The following is a 17,492-nucleotide window of genomic DNA, read 5'->3' as shown; positions in this document are numbered from 1 at the left end:
GCACAAGCGTAGACGCGGATGATCGGTTGTCGCCTATTCAGCGGACGAATGCCCCGCCGCCCCTCGCCCGGGGCACCGTCAGTGGCCCGGGCGAAAGAAGCGAGCGCTTTAGACCTGGGCGGTACGCAGCTTCTCGCTGCGTCCGCGCAGCCATTCCAGGGTCAGCAGCAGAATCACCGAAAAGGCGATCAGCAACGTCGCCGCGGCGGCAATGGTCGGGCTGAGGTTTTCCCGAATGCCGCTGAACATCTGCCGTGGCAGGGTCGCTTGCTCGGGACCGGCGAGGAACAGGGTCACCACCACCTCGTCGAACGAGGTGGCAAAGGCGAACAGCGCGCCACTGATGACCCCGGGCGCGATCAGCGGCAAGGTCACCCGGCGGAACGTGGTCAAGGGCGAGGCCCCAAGGCTGGCCGCGGCGCGCACCAGGTTATGGTTGAAGCCCTGCAGGGTCGCCGACACGGTGATGATCACGAAAGGCACCCCAAGCACCGCATGCACGATGATCAGCGAGAAGAAACTGTTGCCCATGCCCAGCGGAGCGAAGAACAGATAGCTGGCGACACCGATGATCACCACCGGCACCACCATCGGCGAAATCACCAGGGCCATCACCAGCGACTTGCCGGGAAAGTCGCCGCGGGTCAGGCCGATGGCCGCCAGGGTGCCGAAGACCATGGCCAGCAAGGTCGCGGCCGGGGCCACGATGATGCTGTTCTTCAAGGCCCGCATCCATTCGGCTGAAGCGAAGAAGTCCTGATACCAGTGCAGCGAGAAACCCTGCAATGGGTACACCAGAAAACTCCCCGAGTTGAACGACAGCGGAATGATCACCAGCACCGGCAACACCAGGAACAACAGGATCAAGCCGCAGAGAATCCGCAAGCTGTAGAACCAGACCCGTTCGACGGGGGACATGTAGGGGCTCAGCATTTCGATTCTCTCCTTAGCTCAGGCGCAGGCGGCTGGCGCCCACCAGCCAGCTGTAAATCAGATAGAGCACGACGGTTGCCAGCAACAGCAAGCCGCCCAGGGCCGTGGCCATGCCCCAGTTGATGCTGGTGTTGGTGTAGAAGGCGACGAAGTAACTGACCATCTGATCGTTCGGGCTGCCCAGCAAGGCCGGGGTGATGTAGTAGCCGATGGCCAGAATGAACACCAGCAGACAGCCGGCGCCGACCCCGGCGTAGGTCTGCGGGAAGTACACGCGCCAGAAGCTGGCGAACGGGTGGCAACCCAGGGAGATCGCCGCACGCATGTAGGTGGGCGAAATGCCCTTCATCACGCTGTAGATCGGCAGGATCATGAACGGCAGCAGGATGTGCACCATGGAGATGTAGACCCCGGTGCGGTTGAACACCAGCTCCAGGGGCTTGTCGATCACCCCCATGGCCAGCAGTGCGCTGTTGATCAGGCCGCCCGATTGCAGCAGCACGATCCAGGCCGCGACCCGCACCAGGATCGAAGTCCAGAACGGCAGCAACACCAGAATCATCAAGAGGTTGCTCTTGCGCGCCGGCAGATTGGCCAGCAGGTACGCCAGGGGATAGGCCAGGGCCAGGCAGATGGCGGTGATCACCAGGCCCATCCAGAAGGTCCGGGCGAAGATGTCCAGGTAGATGGCCTGGTCCGGGGTGGCCGGGGCCAGTTCGCCCAGGTCATCGATGCGATGGTCCACCGCCGCCAGCAGGTAGTACGGGGTCAGGCTGCTGGTGTTGCGGCGGATCGCCTGCCAGTAGGCCGGGTCGCCCCAGCGCTCGTCCAGGCTTTCCATGGCTTCTTTATAGGATTGGGGCTCGGCCTTGAACGGCAAGGCGCGGGCGGTCTTGGTCAGCAGGCTGCGGTAGCCGGCCAGTTCCATGTTCAGGCGCTTGGACAGATCGCCCAGGGTCTGATTCTTGCGGGCGTCCGCCAGGTCTTCGCTCAAGGCCTTGTAGGCCCCTTCGGCAGGCAGGCCACGACCGTCCCAGGCGCTCACGGCCGCCACCGTGCGCGGCATGCCGCCGACCACTTCCGGGTTGCCGACGCTCTTGTACAGCAGCGCCACGATCGGTACCAGGAACACCAGCAACAGAAACAGCACCAGGGGCGCGATCAGCGCCTGGGCCTTCCAGCGGTTGACCCGCTCGGCGCGGGCCAGCCGCTGCTTCAAGGTCGGGCCGGTGACCGCGTTCAGGGGAACGGTGATGGTCATGACAAACTCCGCGAATCGATCTTTCGAATACAAACCACCGGGCGGCAGGAGCGGGCTTGGCCGCGCATCGAAGGCCGTGCTTCAACATCAAGGTCGATGCTGATGACGCCTTCGCGAGCAAGCTCGCTCCTACAACATCTGGAGATGGTTACTTGGCTGCCCAGGCGTTGAAGCGCTGTTCCAGCTGCTCGCCGTTGTCAGCCCAGAAGCTGACGTCGATCTGCACCTGGTTGGCGATGTTTTCCGGGGTGGTCGGCATGTCCTTGAGGATGTCCTTGGCCAGCAGCGGCACGGCCTGGGTGTTGGCAGGACCGTAGGCGATGTTTTCCGAATAGGTTTTCTGCTGCTGCGGCTGGACCGAGTAGGCGATGAATTTCTTCGCCGCTTCGGCGCGAGCCTTGTCCAGGCCTTTTGGAATGGCCCAGGCGTCGAAGTCGTAGATGCCGCCGTTCCACACCACTTTCAGGTTGCTTTCCTTCTGCACCGCGGCGATCCGGCCGTTGTAGGCCGAGCTCATGACCACGTCGCCGGAAGCCAGGTACTGCGGCGGCTGGGCGCCGGCTTCCCACCACTGGATGTAAGGCTTGAGCTCATCGAGCTTCTTGAAGGCGCGATCCTGACCGTCCTTGCCGGCCAGCACCTTGTACACGTCCTTGGGCGCGACGCCGTCAGCCATCAGGGCGAATTCCAGGGTGTACTTGGCGCCCTTGCGCAGGCCACGCTTGCCCGGGAACTGCTTGACGTCCCAGAAATCAGCCCAACTGCTCGGAGCGGTTTTCAGCTTGTCGGCGTTGTAGGCCAGTACCGTGGACCAGACGAAGAAGCCCACACCGCACGGTTGGATAGCGCCCTTGACGTAGTCTTCGCTCTTGCCGAACAGGGCCGGGTCGAGTTGCTCGAACATGTCCTCGTCGCAACCGCGGGACAGTTCCGGAGACTCGACTTCCACCAGGTCCCAGGACACGCTCTTGGTGTCGACCATGGCCTTGATCTTGGCCATCTCGCCGTTGTACTCGCCGGCCACGATCTTGCCATTGCCCGCCGCTTCCCAAGGGGCATAGAACGCCTTGACCTGTGCCGCCTTGTTCGCCCCGCCAAAGGACACCACGGTCAGGTCCGGGCCCGCCGCCATGGCGTGCGCCGCACCCATCATGCCCAATGCCAGGGCGGTGAATTTCAGGGATCTCAACATTTATTGTGTTCTCCACGTGCTGGTTGGTGTTGCAGGGGGGCGATCAGTTCGCCTCTAGAAGCGGGTCAAGCGCGCGAACGTGCTCGACTTGCCAGCCAAGCGGCACCACGTCACCCACCGCCAGCGCAGGATCGAGCTCGGCAATCGGCTGTTTCACGAAGAAGTCGCTCTTGCCGCAGACTTCCAGGCGCACCCGGACGTGGTCGCCCAGATAGATGAATTCCGCCACCCTCCCGGAGAAGCGGTTGGCGCAGCTTTCGCTGGAGCCGTTGAGGCTCACGCGCTCCGGCCGGATGGACAGGGTCACAGGCTCGCCGACGCGGCCGACGTTCACCGCCAGCGCTTCGACTTTCTCGCCACGCCCCAGCTCCACCACGCAGCGCTCGCCGTTATGGCTGTGCAGGCGGCCGTTGAGACGGTTGTTCTCGCCAATGAAGTTGGCGACGAAGGTGTTCTTCGGCTCTTCGTAGAGGGTGCGCGGCGGCGCGATCTGCTGGATCTCGCCCTGGTGGAACACCGCCACCCGGTCGGACATGGTCAGGGCTTCGCCCTGATCGTGAGTCACGTAGACCACGGTCACGCCCAGGCGCTGGTGCAGGTGCTTGATCTCCATCTGCATGTGCTCGCGCAACTGCTTGTCGAGGGCGCCGAGGGGTTCGTCCATCAGCACCAGTTGCGGCTCGAACACCAGGGCGCGGGCCAGGGCCACCCGCTGTTGCTGGCCGCCGGACAGTTGCGCCGGGTAGCGCTGGGCGAAGGCGTCGAGCTGGACCATGCTCAGCACGCGCTTGACCCGCTCGCTGATGTCGGTCTTGCCCAGGCCACGCACCGACAGCGGAAAGCCGAGGTTCTCGGCCACGGTCATGTGCGGGAACAGGGCGTAGTTCTGGAACACCATGCCGATGTCGCGCTTGTGCGGTGGCACATTGTTGATGGCACGCCCGGCCAGCTGGATCTCACCGGCGGTCGGCGTCTCGAAACCGGCCAGCATCATCAGGCTGGTGGTCTTGCCGGAACCGGACGGCCCCAGCAGGGTGAGGAACTCGCCTTTGCGAATTTCCAGGTTGAGGTCTTTGACGATCAGGTTCTCGCCGTCGTAGCTCTTCTGCACACCACGAAAACTGACCAGAACATCGTTGGCCCCAGCGCTTGAAACGACCTCGCTCATACCCACACCTTTTGTTTTAGACGGCTGTGGAACAAGCCTAGTGGAGCGCGTGGGTCAGGCAAATCGGGGCTCAGGAGAGATTCGCCTCAGCCGCCTGGAAGGTTACCTGTAGGGATTGCCCTACAAGGATGGCGGGATTGGATAAGGGCGGTGGTCAGCGGCGAGCTGCAAGCGGCAAGAAACGGCAAAAGCCCGACAGCGGGGATGTCGTAAATGGATAAGTGCCCTCCCCGGGAGGTGGAGAGGGCACTGCAGAAGGTGTCAGAGCAACTTGTGCTCCATGGCGTACTTCACCAGCTCGGCCAGGGACGTGACGTTGAGTTTTTGCATCAGCCGCGCCTTGTGGGTGCTGATGGTCTTGCTGCTCAGCGCCAGTTGCTGGGCGATGTCGTTGACATTGGCCCCTTGCGCCAGGCGTTCGAAGACCGAGAACTCCCGCTCGGACAGCAGCGAATGCAAAGGCCGGGCATCGGTCAGGCCGACTTCGAAGACCATGCGGTCCGCCAGGTCCGGATCGATGTAGCGCCCACCCGAGGCCACCTTGCGAATCGCGGTCAGCAGCAGCGACGGGTCGCTGTCCTTGGTGGCGTAGCCGGCAGCGCCGATCTTCAGCGCCCGGGCGGCCATCTGCGCCTCATCGTGCATCGACAGCACCAGAATCGCTGGCGGGTTGTGCAGCGCGCGAATCCGCGGAATCGCCTCCAGACCGTTCACCCCGGGCATGGAGATGTCCAGCAGCACCACTTCGCAGCTCACCTGGCGCAGGGTTTCCAGCAGTTGCTCGCCGTTGCTCGCCTCCCCCACCACCGTGAGATCCTTGGCCAGCCCGATCAGCTGCTTGATGCCCTCTCGGACAATGGTGTGGTCTTCGGCTACCAGTACACGGATCACGCGCTTCTCCTCATTATTCTTCTGGATCCAGGGGCACCCGGACGCTCAAGGTGGTGCCTTCGCCCTGCTCGCTGTGCAGCACCAGGCTGCCGCCCATGATCAACACCCGCTCGCGCATGCCCACCAGGCCAAAGGAGGTCGGGCGCGCTGAGGCGGTGTCGAAGCCCAGACCGTCATCGCTGATGCTCATGCACAGTTCCGCGCCTTCCAGGGTCAGGGACAGCTCCACAGTATGCGCCTGGGCATGACGCATGACATTGGTCAGGGCCTCCTGGAGGATGCGGAACAGGCCAATGGCCTTGGCGTCACTCAAGCGTGGCAGGTTGTCCGGCACCTGCACCAGGCAAGGAATCTGGGTGCGCGCCTCGAAACGCCGGGCCTGCCATTCGATGGCCGAGGCAATGCCCGCATCGAGGATCGGCGGCCGCAGCGCCGTGGCCACGTCCCGCACCAGTTGGAACAGCTGGGCAATCAGGCGCTTCATGCTGTTGAGGCGCTCATGCAGGCCCGGGTCGAGCTGGGCATAGGCCAGCTCGCACATGGAGGTTTCCAGTTTGAGCACGGTGAGCATCTGCCCCAGCTCGTCATGCACTTCCCGGGCAATGCGGGCCTTTTCTTCCTCGCGCACGCTCTCCAGGTGCGCCGACAGCTCGCGCAATTGCTCCCGGGAGCTGGCCAGTTCCAACTCGATGCGCTTGCTTTCGCTGATGTCCCAGACAATGCCGTCCCAGACGAAGGCGCCGTCGTCTAGACGCCGGGTAATGGCCTTGATCTCGGCCCAGCGCTGCTGACCCTGACGGGTCAGGATGCGGCCCTGCCAGGACCAGTCGCTGTCGGTATCCAGGGCCTGGTCCTGGGTCTGGTGGTAACTGGCCTTGTCATCCGGGTGCACCAGGCTGCGCAAGCCGGTGTCCCGGTGGGCCAGTACCGCCGGCGGGTAGCCCACCAGGGTTTCGCTGCCTTCGCTGATGTAGGCAAAGTCGATCTGCCCGGTGACCGGCGCCCGCTCCAGGCGAAATACCAGGCCCGGAACGTTGGCGGCGATGCCCTGCAGACGCGCCTCACTTTCACGCAGGGCCGCCAGGGCCCGACGGCGCTCGGTGACGTCGTTGAGATAGACCACCAGGTATTCGCTGTCGCGAAAGCGCAGGAAGCTCAATGACACGTCCGCCGGCAGGATGCTGCCATCCGCGCGCACGCACTCCGTCTCGAAGCTTTGCGCGCCGTCTTCGCTGGCCCGGGCGCGTTTCCACAGGTTGAGCCAGCGGTCCATGTGCAGGTTGGGTTCGAAATCGATCAGCGGCCGGTCGATCACCCCGCCCGACGGATAACCCAGCATCTCCTCGGCGGCGCGATTGGCGTAGCGCACATGGCTGTCCCAGTTGACCCAGAGAATGCCCACGGTGCTCTGGTCGATGGAAAACTGCGTCAGGCGCAGGGCCTCTTCGCTGGCGGCGCGCAGGGCGATGTCCTCGCGAGCCGCCAACAGGCGCTGCTCCAGTCCTCGTTGCTGACGGCGCTGCCAGAAAACGATCGCCAGGCTGGCCAGCAGCAGGATCACCAGCAGCAGGCTGAGGTTCTGCCAGACGCCGGGGGACTGCCCCAGCCGCGGGTACTTGGGCTGCAGCCAGCGACTGTGAAGTTGTTCCAGGTCCTTGGCCGGGATCGCATGCAAGGCTCTTTCGACGATGCTGGCCAGCTCCGGCCAGTCGCGCCGGGTCGCCACCCGCAACAGCTGCGGCAGGCCAATGTCGCCCACCACCGCCAGCCCGGAGAACTCCGCCTCCGCCGACAAGCGGCTGAGCTGGGCCTCGTCCACTACCGCATAACGGGCCTGCTGGCTGAGCAGCAACTGCAGGGCCTGGCGCTCCAGGGGCACCCCTTGCAGGTTCAGATTGGGATAGGTCTGACGCAGATAGTCGGCCACCGCGCTGGGCATCCGCACGGCGACCCGGGCCTGGCTGTCGAGCTTTTCCAGTTCTACCGCGCCGGCCCCCTTGCGCTCCCCCACCACCAGTTGCGGCACACGCATGTAAGGGTCGCTGAACAGCCACAGGCGCAGGCCAGCAGGCGTCTGGGTCAGGCCCGGAGCCATGTCCACTTCGCCGTCACGCAGGGCTCTTTCCAGTTGCGCCTGATCGGGAAAGTTGCGCCAGCTGAGCTCGATCTGCAGCGCCTGGGCCAGCGCCTGCATCAGTTCGACGTTGGCTCCGGACAAACGCTGCAAGCGCCGGTCGTACTGCGCGAAAGGCGCCTGCAGCACCAGCCCCACGCGCAACTCCGGATGCTGCTCAAGCCATTGCCGCTGCTCCTGACTCAAGGCCGCCATGGGCCCATGGGGCGTCGGCGCCGCCCAGCCTATCAAGGGAAGGCCGACACAGCCGATAAGCAAAAGGCAGCGAAAAAGCATCATCTGAAGTCTCACACCCTGACAAATACTGACCAACCCATTAGGCTGCCGGAATTACTTCTGGCCTGGAATATCCGATGCCCCTTGTCCACCGCTCGGCACTGCCTGCATTGTGCCTGTCGCTGATCCTGCCCTGGACCTTTTCTGCGCAAGCCGCCGATCCGGCTCCGGAAACCAAGGCCCCCGAGGAACAACCGGCTCAACGCCAACCCCTGCCCGAGCGCAGCCAGGAAGATGCCAGCGCCCTGGCACGTCAGTTGCCAGCCCAGGAACAACAGCAACTGCAAGCCGGCGGCGACACCTTCCTGGCCCTGTGGAAGCCAGCCAACGCCAGCGACCCCAAGGGCGTGGTGATTATCCTCCCCGGCGCCGGTGAAACAGCTGACTGGCCGCAAGCCGTGGCGCCACTGCGCAACAAACTGCCGGACACCGACTGGGGCAGCCTGAGCCTGACCCTGCCGGACATGCTCAGCGAAGCCGCCCAGGCGCGGGTGGTCGAGGCGGCTCCGGCGCCCACCGACAAGAGCAACACCGCCAAGGATGCCAGCACTGAAGCCAAGCCCATCGAGCAGGTGGCCGGCGGCGAAGCCGAGGTGGCCGATCGCGTGGTCGCGGAAAGTACCGAGGAACAGGTCAAGGCCGATGCCGAGCGTATCTTTACCCGGATCGACGCGGCCCTGGCCTTCGCCGAACAACAGAATGCGCGCAGCATCGTGCTTCTGGGGCATGGCACGGGCGCCTACTGGGCCGCCCGCTACCTGAGCGAGAAGCAGCCCTCGCAAGTGCAGAAGCTGGTGATGGTGGCCGCTCAAGCGCCGGCCAATGGCAAACCGCAACTGGCGGAACTGACACCCACCCTGAAACTGGCCACCGCGGACTTTTTCTACACCGACAAGAGCGCCGCCCAGAAAGCCGCCCTGGAGCGACTGCAAGCCAGCAAGCGCCTGAAGCACTCGAACTTCAGCCAGATCCCGCTCAAGGCCCTGCCCGGCAATGCTGCCGCCCAGCAAGAGCAATTGTTCCGCCGGGTCCGCGGCTGGCTGAACCCACAACAGACCGACAGCTGAAGGCACCGGCCGCCATCGCCCAAGTGACGACGGCGGCGCGGCCCAGGCTTATCGATCTCAGCGAAAATCCCGGCGCTGGCGGATCAGGGCATAGGCGCTGTGCAGTTCCCGAGTCTTTTCCGTGGCCTCACGTATCTGCTCCGTACTGGCGCCACTGCCGGCAATCTTGTCCGGGTGATGGCGGCTGAGCAGTCGTCGATAGGCGCGCTTGATCTGCGATGGCTCGCTGGTGGCGGCGACACCCAGCAAGCGTAGTGCCTCCTGATAGGTCAGCGGCGTTTCGGCCAGCGCGCGTCTTGCCGGACCATACTCCTGTGCCAGGGCCTGGATCTGCTCCGACGTCCAGCCCAGCCACTTGCCCCAGAGCTGGATCAGTTCACGCTCGGCCGGCCCTACCCGGCCATCGGCCCAGACCATGCGCCAACAGGCGCGCAACACCCCTTCCGCGGCGTGGGGCTGGGCTCTGAGGCGCCGCAGATAACCGTGCAGACGGTCATTGCCCGACTTGCCCCGATTGAAAGCCGCTATGGCCCTGCGCTGCGCCGCATCATTCATGTCCAGCGAGCGCATTTCCTGGCGTGCCTGCTGAATGTGCCCGTCCACCACTCGCCCGTCACTTTTCGCCAGGCGCCCCAACAGCACGAACAACAGTTCATCGTTGCGCAACGCAGAGGGTCCACCCAGACGCTCACGCACATGTGCCCAGCTGTGCAGTTGCAGACGCCGGTCCAGCGCCTGCCCCAACAATGCCCCAAGCATGGCCCCCGGAATGCTGGCAATTGCAAAACCCGCTCCGGCTCCGATCAGAGTCCCTGGCCACCACATATCAGCGACTCGCTTGCAGCAGGCGTTCGACCTGCGCCAGGCGCTCGACCGTACCGACGTCGATCCACCGTCCCTGCATGTGCTCGCCGCTGACCTGGTCCCGGGCCATGGCGGCGCGCAGCAGTGGCGCGAGCTTGGAAGGACCGGCCACGCAGCCTTGGAACAAGTCCGGATGCAGGACCGAGATGCCGCTGAAGGTCAGGGCCGCCACCCCAGGGCGAGCGTCGTGCAACCTCCCGTCCTCCAGGCAGAAATCGCCACCGCTGGGGTGATGCGCCGGGTTGTCCACCATCACCAGGTGGGCGAGCCCGGTCAGGGGGCGGCGTAATGTGGCGAAGTCGTAATCGGTCCAGATATCGCCATTGACCACCAGGAACGGTTGCTCGCCCAGCAATGGCAGGGCCTGGAAGATCCCGCCCGCGGTTTCCAGCGGCTCGCCTTCAGCCGAGTAGCGGATGTTCAGGCCCCAGCGCTGGCCATCGCCCAGAGCATCCTCGATCTGCTGACCGAGCCAGGCGTGGTTGATGACGATGTCGCGAAAGCCCGCCTGTGCCAGAGCCCGCAGGTGGTATTCGATCAGAGGAACGCCGGCCACCGGCAACAGTGGCTTGGGGGTGGTCAGGGTCAGGGGGCGCATGCGCTCGCCCTTGCCGGCCGCCAGAATCATCGCCTTCATGCCTCGCTCCCCGCGGGCTGGCGCAGACTGCACAGCAACTGTTCAAGTTCGGCCAGCTCGGGGCGACGGGCCAGCACCGCTTCTATATAGGCAAAGAAACGCGGCACATCCGCCAGGTAACGCGGCTTGCCGTCGCGATGGCAGATCCGCGAGAAGATCCCGATCACCTTGAGGTGACGCTGCACGCCCATCAGGTCACTGGCGCGCAGAAAGTCTGCAAAATCGTCCTGTACCGGAATTCCCAGCGCCCGGGCACGATTCCAATAGTCGTTGAGCCAGCCGCGGACCCGAGGCTCCGGCCAGCTGAGGAAGGCATCCTTGAACAGGCACGTGACGTCATAGGTCACGGGACCGTAGACCGCATCCTGAAAATCCAGAACGCCGGGGTTCGGTTCACTGAGCATCAGGTTGCGAGGCATGTAGTCGCGGTGCACCAGCACCTTGGGCTGCGCCAGCGCGCTGTCGATCAACAGATCGCTGACCCGCAGCCACTGCTCACGTTGCTGCGCGCTGAAGGTGATCCCCAGTTCACGCCCGACGTACCACTCCGGAAACAGCTCGAGCTCACGGCGCAGGAGAGCCACATCGTAGCTGGGCAGCGGCGCGTCCATCGGCAGTTGCTGAAACGCCAGCAACGCCTGCAATGCGTCGTCAAACAGCGCGTCGGCGTTGTGCTCGTCGATCACGTCGAGATAGGTCTTGTTGCCCAGGTCATTGAGCAGCAGGAAGCCGCGAGCCAGATCCTGTGCATAAATTTTCGGCACGTTGATGCCTGAAGTCGCCAGCAAATGGGCGACATCCACGAAGGGTTGGCAATTTTCCTGGGGGGGCGGGGCATCCATGACCACAAAGCTGCGGTGCGCGCCCTGCCAACGGAAATAACGGCGGAAACTCGCGTCGCTACTGGCCGCGGTCAATGTCGCCGGGGGCACTTCGCCCCAGCCTTGCTCTGCGTAAACAATCGCCAACTGCTCATCGAGCCAAACTTTCAGGTGTTGCAAGCGTACATCTTGGTCAGGCATTACAAGGGTCTCCGACGGCGCTAGCCGTCAAGCGGGTCATGCTTTATTATCCAGCATCTTTTTCAGACCATCGAGAGGCGTGCGGCCCACACCGCGGGCAGATGGCACGCAGGAAGCCCGGACTAATAAGATGGCATTGAAATCCCCCGCGTTTCGTAAAAAATTCCCGTTGCTGGTTACCGGCGGTTTGCTGGCCCTGCAACCTCTAGCCACTTCCTTCGTGGTCGCCGCGGAACAGTATGACTGCTCAGTCTCTGCTTCGGGTGGCTGGGCCTGTGCGCCGAAAGCCAGCGCAGCCCAACTGCCTCCACGGCCGATTCATGACGCCAACTCGGTCAGTTCCAGCAATGCCACCGACAGCGGCGCAGCGGATCAGGCTGCCGGCGACAAGCCCGTGCTGGTCACTGAAGCCAAAGGCCGTGGATTGAAGTCCCGCAGTGCGGACTACAGCCACCTCGACTGGGTGCCGCGTGAGAAGCTCACCGCCGCTCAATTGGCCGAGACCGGTCCTTACTGCTCTGGTTCCTATATCGAACCGATTCGTCCTGGCATGAATGACAAGACGAATAAAAGTGACGCCCCGACCTTTATCGGCGCCAAGGCCTCGCGTTATCAGCAGGAAGAACAAGTGGCGACCCTGGCCGGCGACGTGGTCATGCGCCAGGGCAGCATGCAGGTCGAGGCCGACGAGGCCAACCTGTACCAGGCCGAGAACCGCGGCGAGCTGAGCGGCAACGTGCGCATTCGCGACAACGGCACGCTGATGGTCGGCGACCACGCCGACGTGCAGCTCGACACCGGTGAAGCCAAGGTCGACAACGCCGAATACGTGATGCACAAGTCGCGGGTGCGGGGCAGCGCGCTGTACGCCAAGCGTGCGGAAAACGCCATCATCCGCCTCAAGGATGGTACGTACACCACCTGCGAACCGAACAGCAACGCCTGGCAGCTCAAGGGCAACAACATCACCTTGAACCCGGCCACCGGCTTCGGCACCGCGACCAACGTGACCTTGCGGGTCAAAGATATTCCGGTGCTCTACACCCCGTATATCTACTTCCCGATCGACGACCGTCGTCAGTCCGGCTTCCTGCCGCCGAGCATCAGTACCGGCAGCGACACCGGTTTCATGCTGGTCACGCCGTACTACTTCAACCTGGCGCCGAACTACGACGCCACGTTGTACCCACGCTACATGACCAAGCGCGGCTTGTTGATGGAAGGCGAATTCCGTTACCTGACCAAAAGCAGCGAAGGTCAGTTCGGCGCGGCCTACCTCAACGACGACGATACCGATCGCAGCAAGCAGACCGATTACGAAAAAACCCGGTACATGCTCAACTGGCAGCACAAGGGCGGGCTTGATTCGCGTCTGATGACCGAAGTCGACTACACCAAGATCAGCGATCCTTATTACTTCCAGGATCTGCAGACCGATCAGATTGGTGTGAAGTCCACCGACTATGTTAACCAGCAAGGCGTCGTGACCTATCGTGGCGACGACTACACCGCGCGCCTGAACGTGCAGGCGTACGAGCTGGCGAGCGTGTCCAACATCACTCCGTACAACCGACTACCGCAGATTACCTTCAACGGTGCTCTGCCGTACCATCCGCAAGGTTTGGATTTCACCTATGAAACCGAGCTGGTGAGGTTTGAGCGGGATCTGCTCAATGGTAACTACACAGACAAAGATGGTGGCCCGTTCAACTCGAACGGCACAGTGGGCACCCCACGTCTTGATACCAACGTTGCTGGTCTGGCACGCTCCAACGGCGACCGCCTGAACCTCAAACCCGGTGTCAGCCTGCCGCTGAACTGGAGTTATGGCTACCTGACACCATCCCTCAAGTACATGTACACCCAATACAATCTTGATCTGGATGCGCAAGGCAAAGGCGACTTGGTCAGCAATAGAAATAACGCCTCGGCATTGGGCGAGTCCTACAAGAGCTCGCAGAACCGTGGCGTTCCAATCGCCAGTGTCGACGGCGGCCTTTACTTCGACCGTGACACCCAATGGTTTGGCAAGAACTACCGCCAGACCCTGGAACCGCGCGCGTTCTACCTCTATGTCCCCGAGGAAGATCAGAAGGACATCCCGGTGTTCGATACCGGCGAATACACCTTTAACTACGCGTCGCTGTTCCGCGACAACCGCTTCTCCGGTTCGGACCGCGTCGGTGACGAGAACAAGTTGTCCCTGGGTGTAACCAGCCGCTGGATCGAGGACAACGGCTTCCAGCGTCAACGCATCAGCGTCGGCCAGGCTCTTTACTTCAAGGATCGTACGGTCCAGCTACCGGGCCTTGATTACCGCACCCGCGCCGACGCCACGTCCAACGTCTCGCCTTACGCGCTTGAATACGAATATCGCTTCAACCGCGATTGGCGTACCACCGCCGAGTACAACTGGGACCCGGACAGCCACAGCCCGCGTTCCGGTAGTGCGATGTTCCACTACCAGCCTGAAGACAACCCGAACAAGGTGGTCAACGCCGGCTATCGCTATCGCAACGACCAGATCCGCTATGACCAGAACAGCGGCACCTGGAAAATGGGGGGCGACTACGGCACTCCGGGCCAGCCTGGCTACGTGAAGGACTACTACAAGATCCAGCAGCATGACTTCTCGGTGATCTGGCCGATCGTGCCGCAATGGAACGCCATCAGCCGTTGGCAGTACGACTACAACCGTAACCGCACGCTCGAGGCCTTCGGTGGTTTCGAATACGACAACTGCTGCTGGAAACTGCGCCTGATCAGCCGTTACTGGGTCAAGTATGACGAGTTCAGTCAGAACGCTCCGGAGAACGAGAAAGGCGACCGCGGCATCTTCCTCCAAATTGTTCTGAAGGGTCTCGGTGGCGTCATGGGCACCAAAGTAGAGAGCTTCCTCGACAAAGGCATCCAAGGTTATCGTGAACGTGAAGACCAAGCTTTCTGATTGTCTGCGCCCGCTGATGCTGGGCGCGCTGTTCCTGAGTACCGCGGCCAGCGCCGCGGTGCAGTCCATCGACAAAGTGGTGGCCATCGTCGATAACGACGTGGTCATGCAGAGCCAGTTGGACCAGCGGGTTCACGAAGTCCAGCAAACCATCGCCAAGCGTGGCGGTGGCGTACCGCCTACCAGCGTTCTGGAACAGCAAGTTCTGGAACGCCTGATCGTTGAAAACCTGCAATTGCAGATTGGCGAACGTTCCGGCATCCGCATCACCGATGAAGAGCTGAACCAGGCCATCGGCACCATTGCCCAGCGCAACAGCATGAGCATCGAGCAGTTCCGTGCCGCCCTGGCTCACGACGGCCTGTCTTATGAAGACGCTCGTGATCAGGTGCGCCGCGAGATGATCATCAGCCGCGTGCGTCAACGCCGTGTGGCCGAACGCATTCAGGTATCGGAGCAGGAAGTGAAGAACTTCCTGGCCTCGGACCTGGGCAAGATGCAGCTCTCCGAAGAACTGCACCTGGCCAATATCCTGATCCCGACCCCGGAAAGCGCCAACTCCGAAGCGATTCAGAGCGCCGCTCGCCAGGCCATGGACGTGTACCAGCAACTCAAGCAAGGTGCGGACTTCGCCCAACTGGCGATTGCCCGCTCCGGCAGCGACAACGCCCTGGAAGGCGGCGACATGGGCTGGCGTAAAGCCGCTCAACTGCCCCCTCCTTTCGATCGTGAACTGAGCGCAATGGCCGTGGGCGATATCACCCAGCCCGCGCGCACCCCTGGCGGTTTCATCATCCTCAAGCTGCTGGACAAGCGCGGCGGCGGCAATCAGGTGCGTGATGAAGTGCATGTACGCCACATCCTGATCAAGCCGAGCGAAATTCGCAGCGAAGAAGAAACCAAGCGCCTGGCGCAGAAGCTCTACGAGCGCATCGAAGCCGGCGAAGACTTCGCCGAACTGGCGAAAAGCTACTCGGAAGACCCAGGCTCGGCGCTCAACGGCGGCGATCTCAACTGGATCGACCCGAACGCCCTGGTGCCGGAATTCCGCGAAGTGATGGCCAAGACCCCACAAGGTCAGCTGTCCAAGCCGTTCAAGAGCCCTTATGGCTGGCATGTACTGGAAGTCCTTGGCCGTCGCGCCACCGACAGCACCAGTCAGGCCCGCGAGCAACAAGCCATGACCGTCCTGCGCAACCGCAAGTACGACGAAGAGCTGCAGACCTGGTTGCGGCAGATCCGTGACGAGGCCTACGTCGAAATCAAGCTGCCTGGCGCTGAACAGGCGGCACAGTGAAACCCAGACGTTTCGCTCTGACACCCGGCGAACCGGCGGGTATAGGTCCTGATCTATGCCTGCTGCTCGCCTCGCAACCCCAGCCCCATCCCCTGATTGCCATCACCAGCCGCGACCTGCTCCTTGAGCGGGCCGCGCAGCTGGGCGTGGCAGTCAATCTGCTGCCGGTGACCCTGGAGCAACTGCCGACCGACCCCGCCCCCGCGGACAGCCTGTATGTCTGGGACACCCCCCTGGGCAAACCGGTGATCAGCGGCCAGCTGGACCAGGCCAATGCCGCCTTCGTCCTGGAAACCCTGACCCGCGCTGGCCAGGGCTGCCTGGACGGGCACTTCGCCGGCATGATCACGGCCCCCGTGCACAAGGGTGTGATCAACGATTCCGGGATCGCCTTTTCCGGACATACCGAATTTCTCGCGGACCTGACTCACACCGAGCAGGTGGTGATGATGCTGGCCACCCGTGGCCTGCGCGTGGCCCTGGTGACCACCCACCTGCCCTTGCGGGAGATTGCCGACGCCATCACCGTCGAACGCCTGGAACGGGTCACACGGATCCTGCATGCCGACCTGCAGCACAAGTTCGGCATCCCCCGGCCACGCATTCTGGTGTGCGGGCTCAACCCCCATGCCGGGGAAGGCGGACACCTGGGCCGCGAAGAAATCGACATCATCGAACCCACCCTAGAGCGCCTGCGCAAAGAAGGCATGGACCTGCGCGGTCCATTGCCAGCCGACACTCTGTTTACCCCCAAATATCTGGAGCACTGCGATGCAGTGCTGGCGATGTACCACGACCAAGGCTTGCCCGTGCTGAAATACAAAGGCTTCGGCGCGGCCGTCAATGTGACGCTCGGCCTGCCGATCATCCGCACCTCCGTCGACCATGGCACCGCCCTGGATCTGGCCGGCAGCGGCAAGATCGACACCGGCAGCCTGCAGGTCGCCCTGGAAACCGCCTACCAGATGGCCGAGAACCGTTTATGAGCGAGCAATACCAACACCGGGCGCGCAAGCGCTTCGGTCAGAACTTCCTGCACGACGCCGGCGTTATCGACCGTATCCTGCGTGCTATCCACGCCAAACCCGAAGACCGCATGCTGGAAATCGGCCCGGGCCAGGGCGCCCTGACCGAAGGCCTGCTGGGCAGCGGCGCGCAGCTGGACGTGGTGGAGCTGGACAAGGACCTGATCCCGATCCTCAACCAGCAGTTCGCCGGCAAGAGCAACTTCAACCTGCACCAGGGCGATGCCCTGAAGTTCGACTTCAACACCCTGGGCGCGGCGCCAAGCAGCCTGCGGGTGGTCGGCAACCTGCCCTACAACATCTCCACTCCGCTGATCTTCCACCTGCTGCAGAACGCCGGGCTGATCCGCGACATGCACTTCATGCTGCAAAAGGAAGTGGTCGAGCGCCTGGCCGCCGGTCCCGGCGGCGGTGACTGGGGCCGCCTGTCGATCATGGTCCAGTATCACTGCCGCGTTGAGCATCTGTTCAACGTTGGCCCCGGCGCCTTCAATCCGCCACCGAAAGTCGATTCGGCCATCGTGCGCCTGGTGCCCCACGCGGTACTGCCACACCCGGCCAAGGATCACCGACTGCTGGAACGCATCGTGCGCGAAGCCTTCAACCAGCGCCGCAAGACCCTGCGCAATACCCTCAAGGCCCTTCTCAGCAGCGCCGAAATCGAAGCCGCCGGCGTCGATGGCAGCCTGCGCCCCGAGCAATTGGACCTGGCGGCTTTCGTGCGCCTGGCCGACCAACTGGCCGACCAGCCCAAGCCTGCCGCCGACTGAGCCTGACC

14 protein-coding genes are annotated in these 17,492 nt (G+C 63.2%); 5 read left to right on the top strand and 9 right to left on the bottom strand.

Annotated elements, in window-relative coordinates; translation table 11 throughout:
• Positions 1–108: 108 nt before the first annotated feature.
• The 6 genes from GGI48_RS18450 to GGI48_RS18425 form a co-directional block, all read right to left on the bottom strand.
• Positions 109–933, bottom strand: coding sequence for an ABC transporter permease (locus tag GGI48_RS18450; protein WP_047306354.1), 825 nt, complete (start codon positions 931–933; stop codon positions 109–111).
• Positions 934–946: 13 nt separating this feature from the next.
• The gene (locus tag GGI48_RS18445) at positions 947–2,194 is read right to left on the bottom strand and encodes an ABC transporter permease (protein ID WP_016963814.1); all 1,248 of its coding nucleotides are present in this window, start codon (positions 2,192–2,194) and stop codon (positions 947–949) included.
• Positions 2,195–2,342: 148 nt separating this feature from the next.
• The gene (locus GGI48_RS18440) at positions 2,343–3,386 is read right to left on the bottom strand and encodes an ABC transporter substrate-binding protein (RefSeq protein WP_016963815.1); all 1,044 of its coding nucleotides are present in this window, start codon (positions 3,384–3,386) and stop codon (positions 2,343–2,345) included.
• A 43-nt stretch (positions 3,387–3,429) separates the two neighbouring features.
• On the bottom strand, positions 3,430–4,554 hold the full coding sequence (locus GGI48_RS18435; protein ID WP_016963816.1) for an ABC transporter ATP-binding protein: 1,125 nt from the start codon (positions 4,552–4,554) through the stop codon (positions 3,430–3,432).
• Between the two features lie 261 nt (positions 4,555–4,815).
• Complete coding sequence (locus GGI48_RS18430; protein WP_016963817.1) at positions 4,816–5,445, bottom strand: response regulator transcription factor; 630 nt, start codon at positions 5,443–5,445, stop codon at positions 4,816–4,818.
• Positions 5,446–5,458: 13 nt separating this feature from the next.
• On the bottom strand, positions 5,459–7,858 hold the full coding sequence (locus GGI48_RS18425) for a PAS domain S-box protein (protein ID WP_179599499.1): 2,400 nt from the start codon (positions 7,856–7,858) through the stop codon (positions 5,459–5,461).
• A 74-nt stretch (positions 7,859–7,932) separates the two neighbouring features.
• Between GGI48_RS18425 and GGI48_RS18420 the strand changes: the two genes are divergently transcribed.
• Positions 7,933–8,922 carry an alpha/beta hydrolase family protein gene (locus tag GGI48_RS18420; RefSeq protein ID WP_103742291.1) on the top strand — a complete coding sequence of 330 codons (990 nt, stop codon included), beginning with the start codon at positions 7,933–7,935 and terminating at the stop codon, positions 8,920–8,922.
• A 57-nt stretch (positions 8,923–8,979) separates the two neighbouring features.
• Here the strand turns inward: GGI48_RS18420 and GGI48_RS18415 are convergent, their stop codons facing one another.
• The 3 genes from GGI48_RS18415 to GGI48_RS18405 are packed head-to-tail and all read right to left on the bottom strand — an operon-like array spanning position 8,980 to position 11,445.
• Positions 8,980–9,747, bottom strand: a complete 768-nt coding sequence (locus tag GGI48_RS18415) for a TerB family tellurite resistance protein (protein WP_103742290.1) — start codon at positions 9,745–9,747, stop codon at positions 8,980–8,982.
• 1 nt (position 9,748) lies between these two features.
• A complete protein-coding gene (murU, locus tag GGI48_RS18410; RefSeq protein WP_016967926.1) occupies positions 9,749–10,423 on the bottom strand; it encodes an N-acetylmuramate alpha-1-phosphate uridylyltransferase MurU in 675 nt (224 codons plus the stop codon).
• A complete protein-coding gene (locus GGI48_RS18405; RefSeq protein ID WP_179599497.1) occupies positions 10,420–11,445 on the bottom strand; it encodes an aminoglycoside phosphotransferase family protein in 1,026 nt (341 codons plus the stop codon). Before GGI48_RS18405 ends, murU begins: the two co-directional genes overlap by 4 nt.
• A 130-nt stretch (positions 11,446–11,575) precedes the next feature.
• Between GGI48_RS18405 and GGI48_RS18400 the strand changes: the two genes are divergently transcribed.
• The 4 genes from GGI48_RS18400 to rsmA are packed head-to-tail and all read left to right on the top strand — an operon-like array spanning position 11,576 to position 17,484.
• Positions 11,576–14,392 (top strand): LPS-assembly protein LptD, encoded by a 2,817-nt coding sequence (locus GGI48_RS18400; RefSeq protein ID WP_179599495.1) that lies wholly within the window; start codon positions 11,576–11,578, stop codon positions 14,390–14,392.
• Positions 14,373–15,689, top strand: a complete 1,317-nt coding sequence (surA, locus tag GGI48_RS18395) for a peptidylprolyl isomerase SurA (RefSeq protein WP_042942111.1) — start codon at positions 14,373–14,375, stop codon at positions 15,687–15,689. The genes GGI48_RS18400 and surA overlap by 20 nt, the downstream gene beginning before the upstream one ends.
• Positions 15,686–16,675 carry a 4-hydroxythreonine-4-phosphate dehydrogenase PdxA gene (gene pdxA / locus GGI48_RS18390; RefSeq protein ID WP_016967933.1) on the top strand — a complete coding sequence of 330 codons (990 nt, stop codon included), beginning with the start codon at positions 15,686–15,688 and terminating at the stop codon, positions 16,673–16,675. The genes surA and pdxA overlap by 4 nt, the downstream gene beginning before the upstream one ends.
• A complete protein-coding gene (gene rsmA / locus GGI48_RS18385) occupies positions 16,672–17,484 on the top strand; it encodes a 16S rRNA (adenine(1518)-N(6)/adenine(1519)-N(6))-dimethyltransferase RsmA (RefSeq protein ID WP_016967935.1) in 813 nt (270 codons plus the stop codon). The genes pdxA and rsmA overlap by 4 nt, the downstream gene beginning before the upstream one ends.
• The last annotated feature ends 8 nt before the right edge of the window (positions 17,485–17,492 follow it).

Origin of the sequence: Pseudomonas protegens (assembly GCF_013407925.2) — a bacterium.
Taxonomy (GTDB): Bacteria; Pseudomonadota; Gammaproteobacteria; order Pseudomonadales; family Pseudomonadaceae; genus Aquipseudomonas; species Aquipseudomonas fluorescens_AP.
This window is presented reverse-complemented; position numbering and strand designations above follow the sequence as displayed.

Bases quoted from the DNA above. Each gene is read 5' to 3' on its own strand.
- GGI48_RS18450 (WP_047306354.1), bottom strand. From the start codon at position 933: ATGCTGAGCCCCTACATGTCCCCCGTCGAACGGGTCTGGTTCTACAGC.
- GGI48_RS18445 (WP_016963814.1), bottom strand. From the start codon at position 2,194: ATGACCATCACCGTTCCCCTGAACGCGGTCACCGGCCCGACCTTGAAG.
- GGI48_RS18440 (WP_016963815.1), bottom strand. From the start codon at position 3,386: ATGTTGAGATCCCTGAAATTCACCGCCCTGGCATTGGGCATGATGGGT.
- GGI48_RS18435 (WP_016963816.1), bottom strand. From the start codon at position 4,554: ATGAGCGAGGTCGTTTCAAGCGCTGGGGCCAACGATGTTCTGGTCAGT.
- GGI48_RS18425 (WP_179599499.1), bottom strand. From the start codon at position 7,858: ATGATGCTTTTTCGCTGCCTTTTGCTTATCGGCTGTGTCGGCCTTCCC.
- GGI48_RS18420 (WP_103742291.1), top strand. From the start codon at position 7,933: ATGCCCCTTGTCCACCGCTCGGCACTGCCTGCATTGTGCCTGTCGCTG.
- GGI48_RS18415 (WP_103742290.1), bottom strand. From the start codon at position 9,747: ATGTGGTGGCCAGGGACTCTGATCGGAGCCGGAGCGGGTTTTGCAATT.
- murU (WP_016967926.1), bottom strand. From the start codon at position 10,423: ATGAAGGCGATGATTCTGGCGGCCGGCAAGGGCGAGCGCATGCGCCCC.
- GGI48_RS18405 (WP_179599497.1), bottom strand. From the start codon at position 11,445: ATGCCTGACCAAGATGTACGCTTGCAACACCTGAAAGTTTGGCTCGAT.
- GGI48_RS18400 (WP_179599495.1), top strand. From the start codon at position 11,576: ATGGCATTGAAATCCCCCGCGTTTCGTAAAAAATTCCCGTTGCTGGTT.
- rsmA (WP_016967935.1), top strand. From the start codon at position 16,672: ATGAGCGAGCAATACCAACACCGGGCGCGCAAGCGCTTCGGTCAGAAC.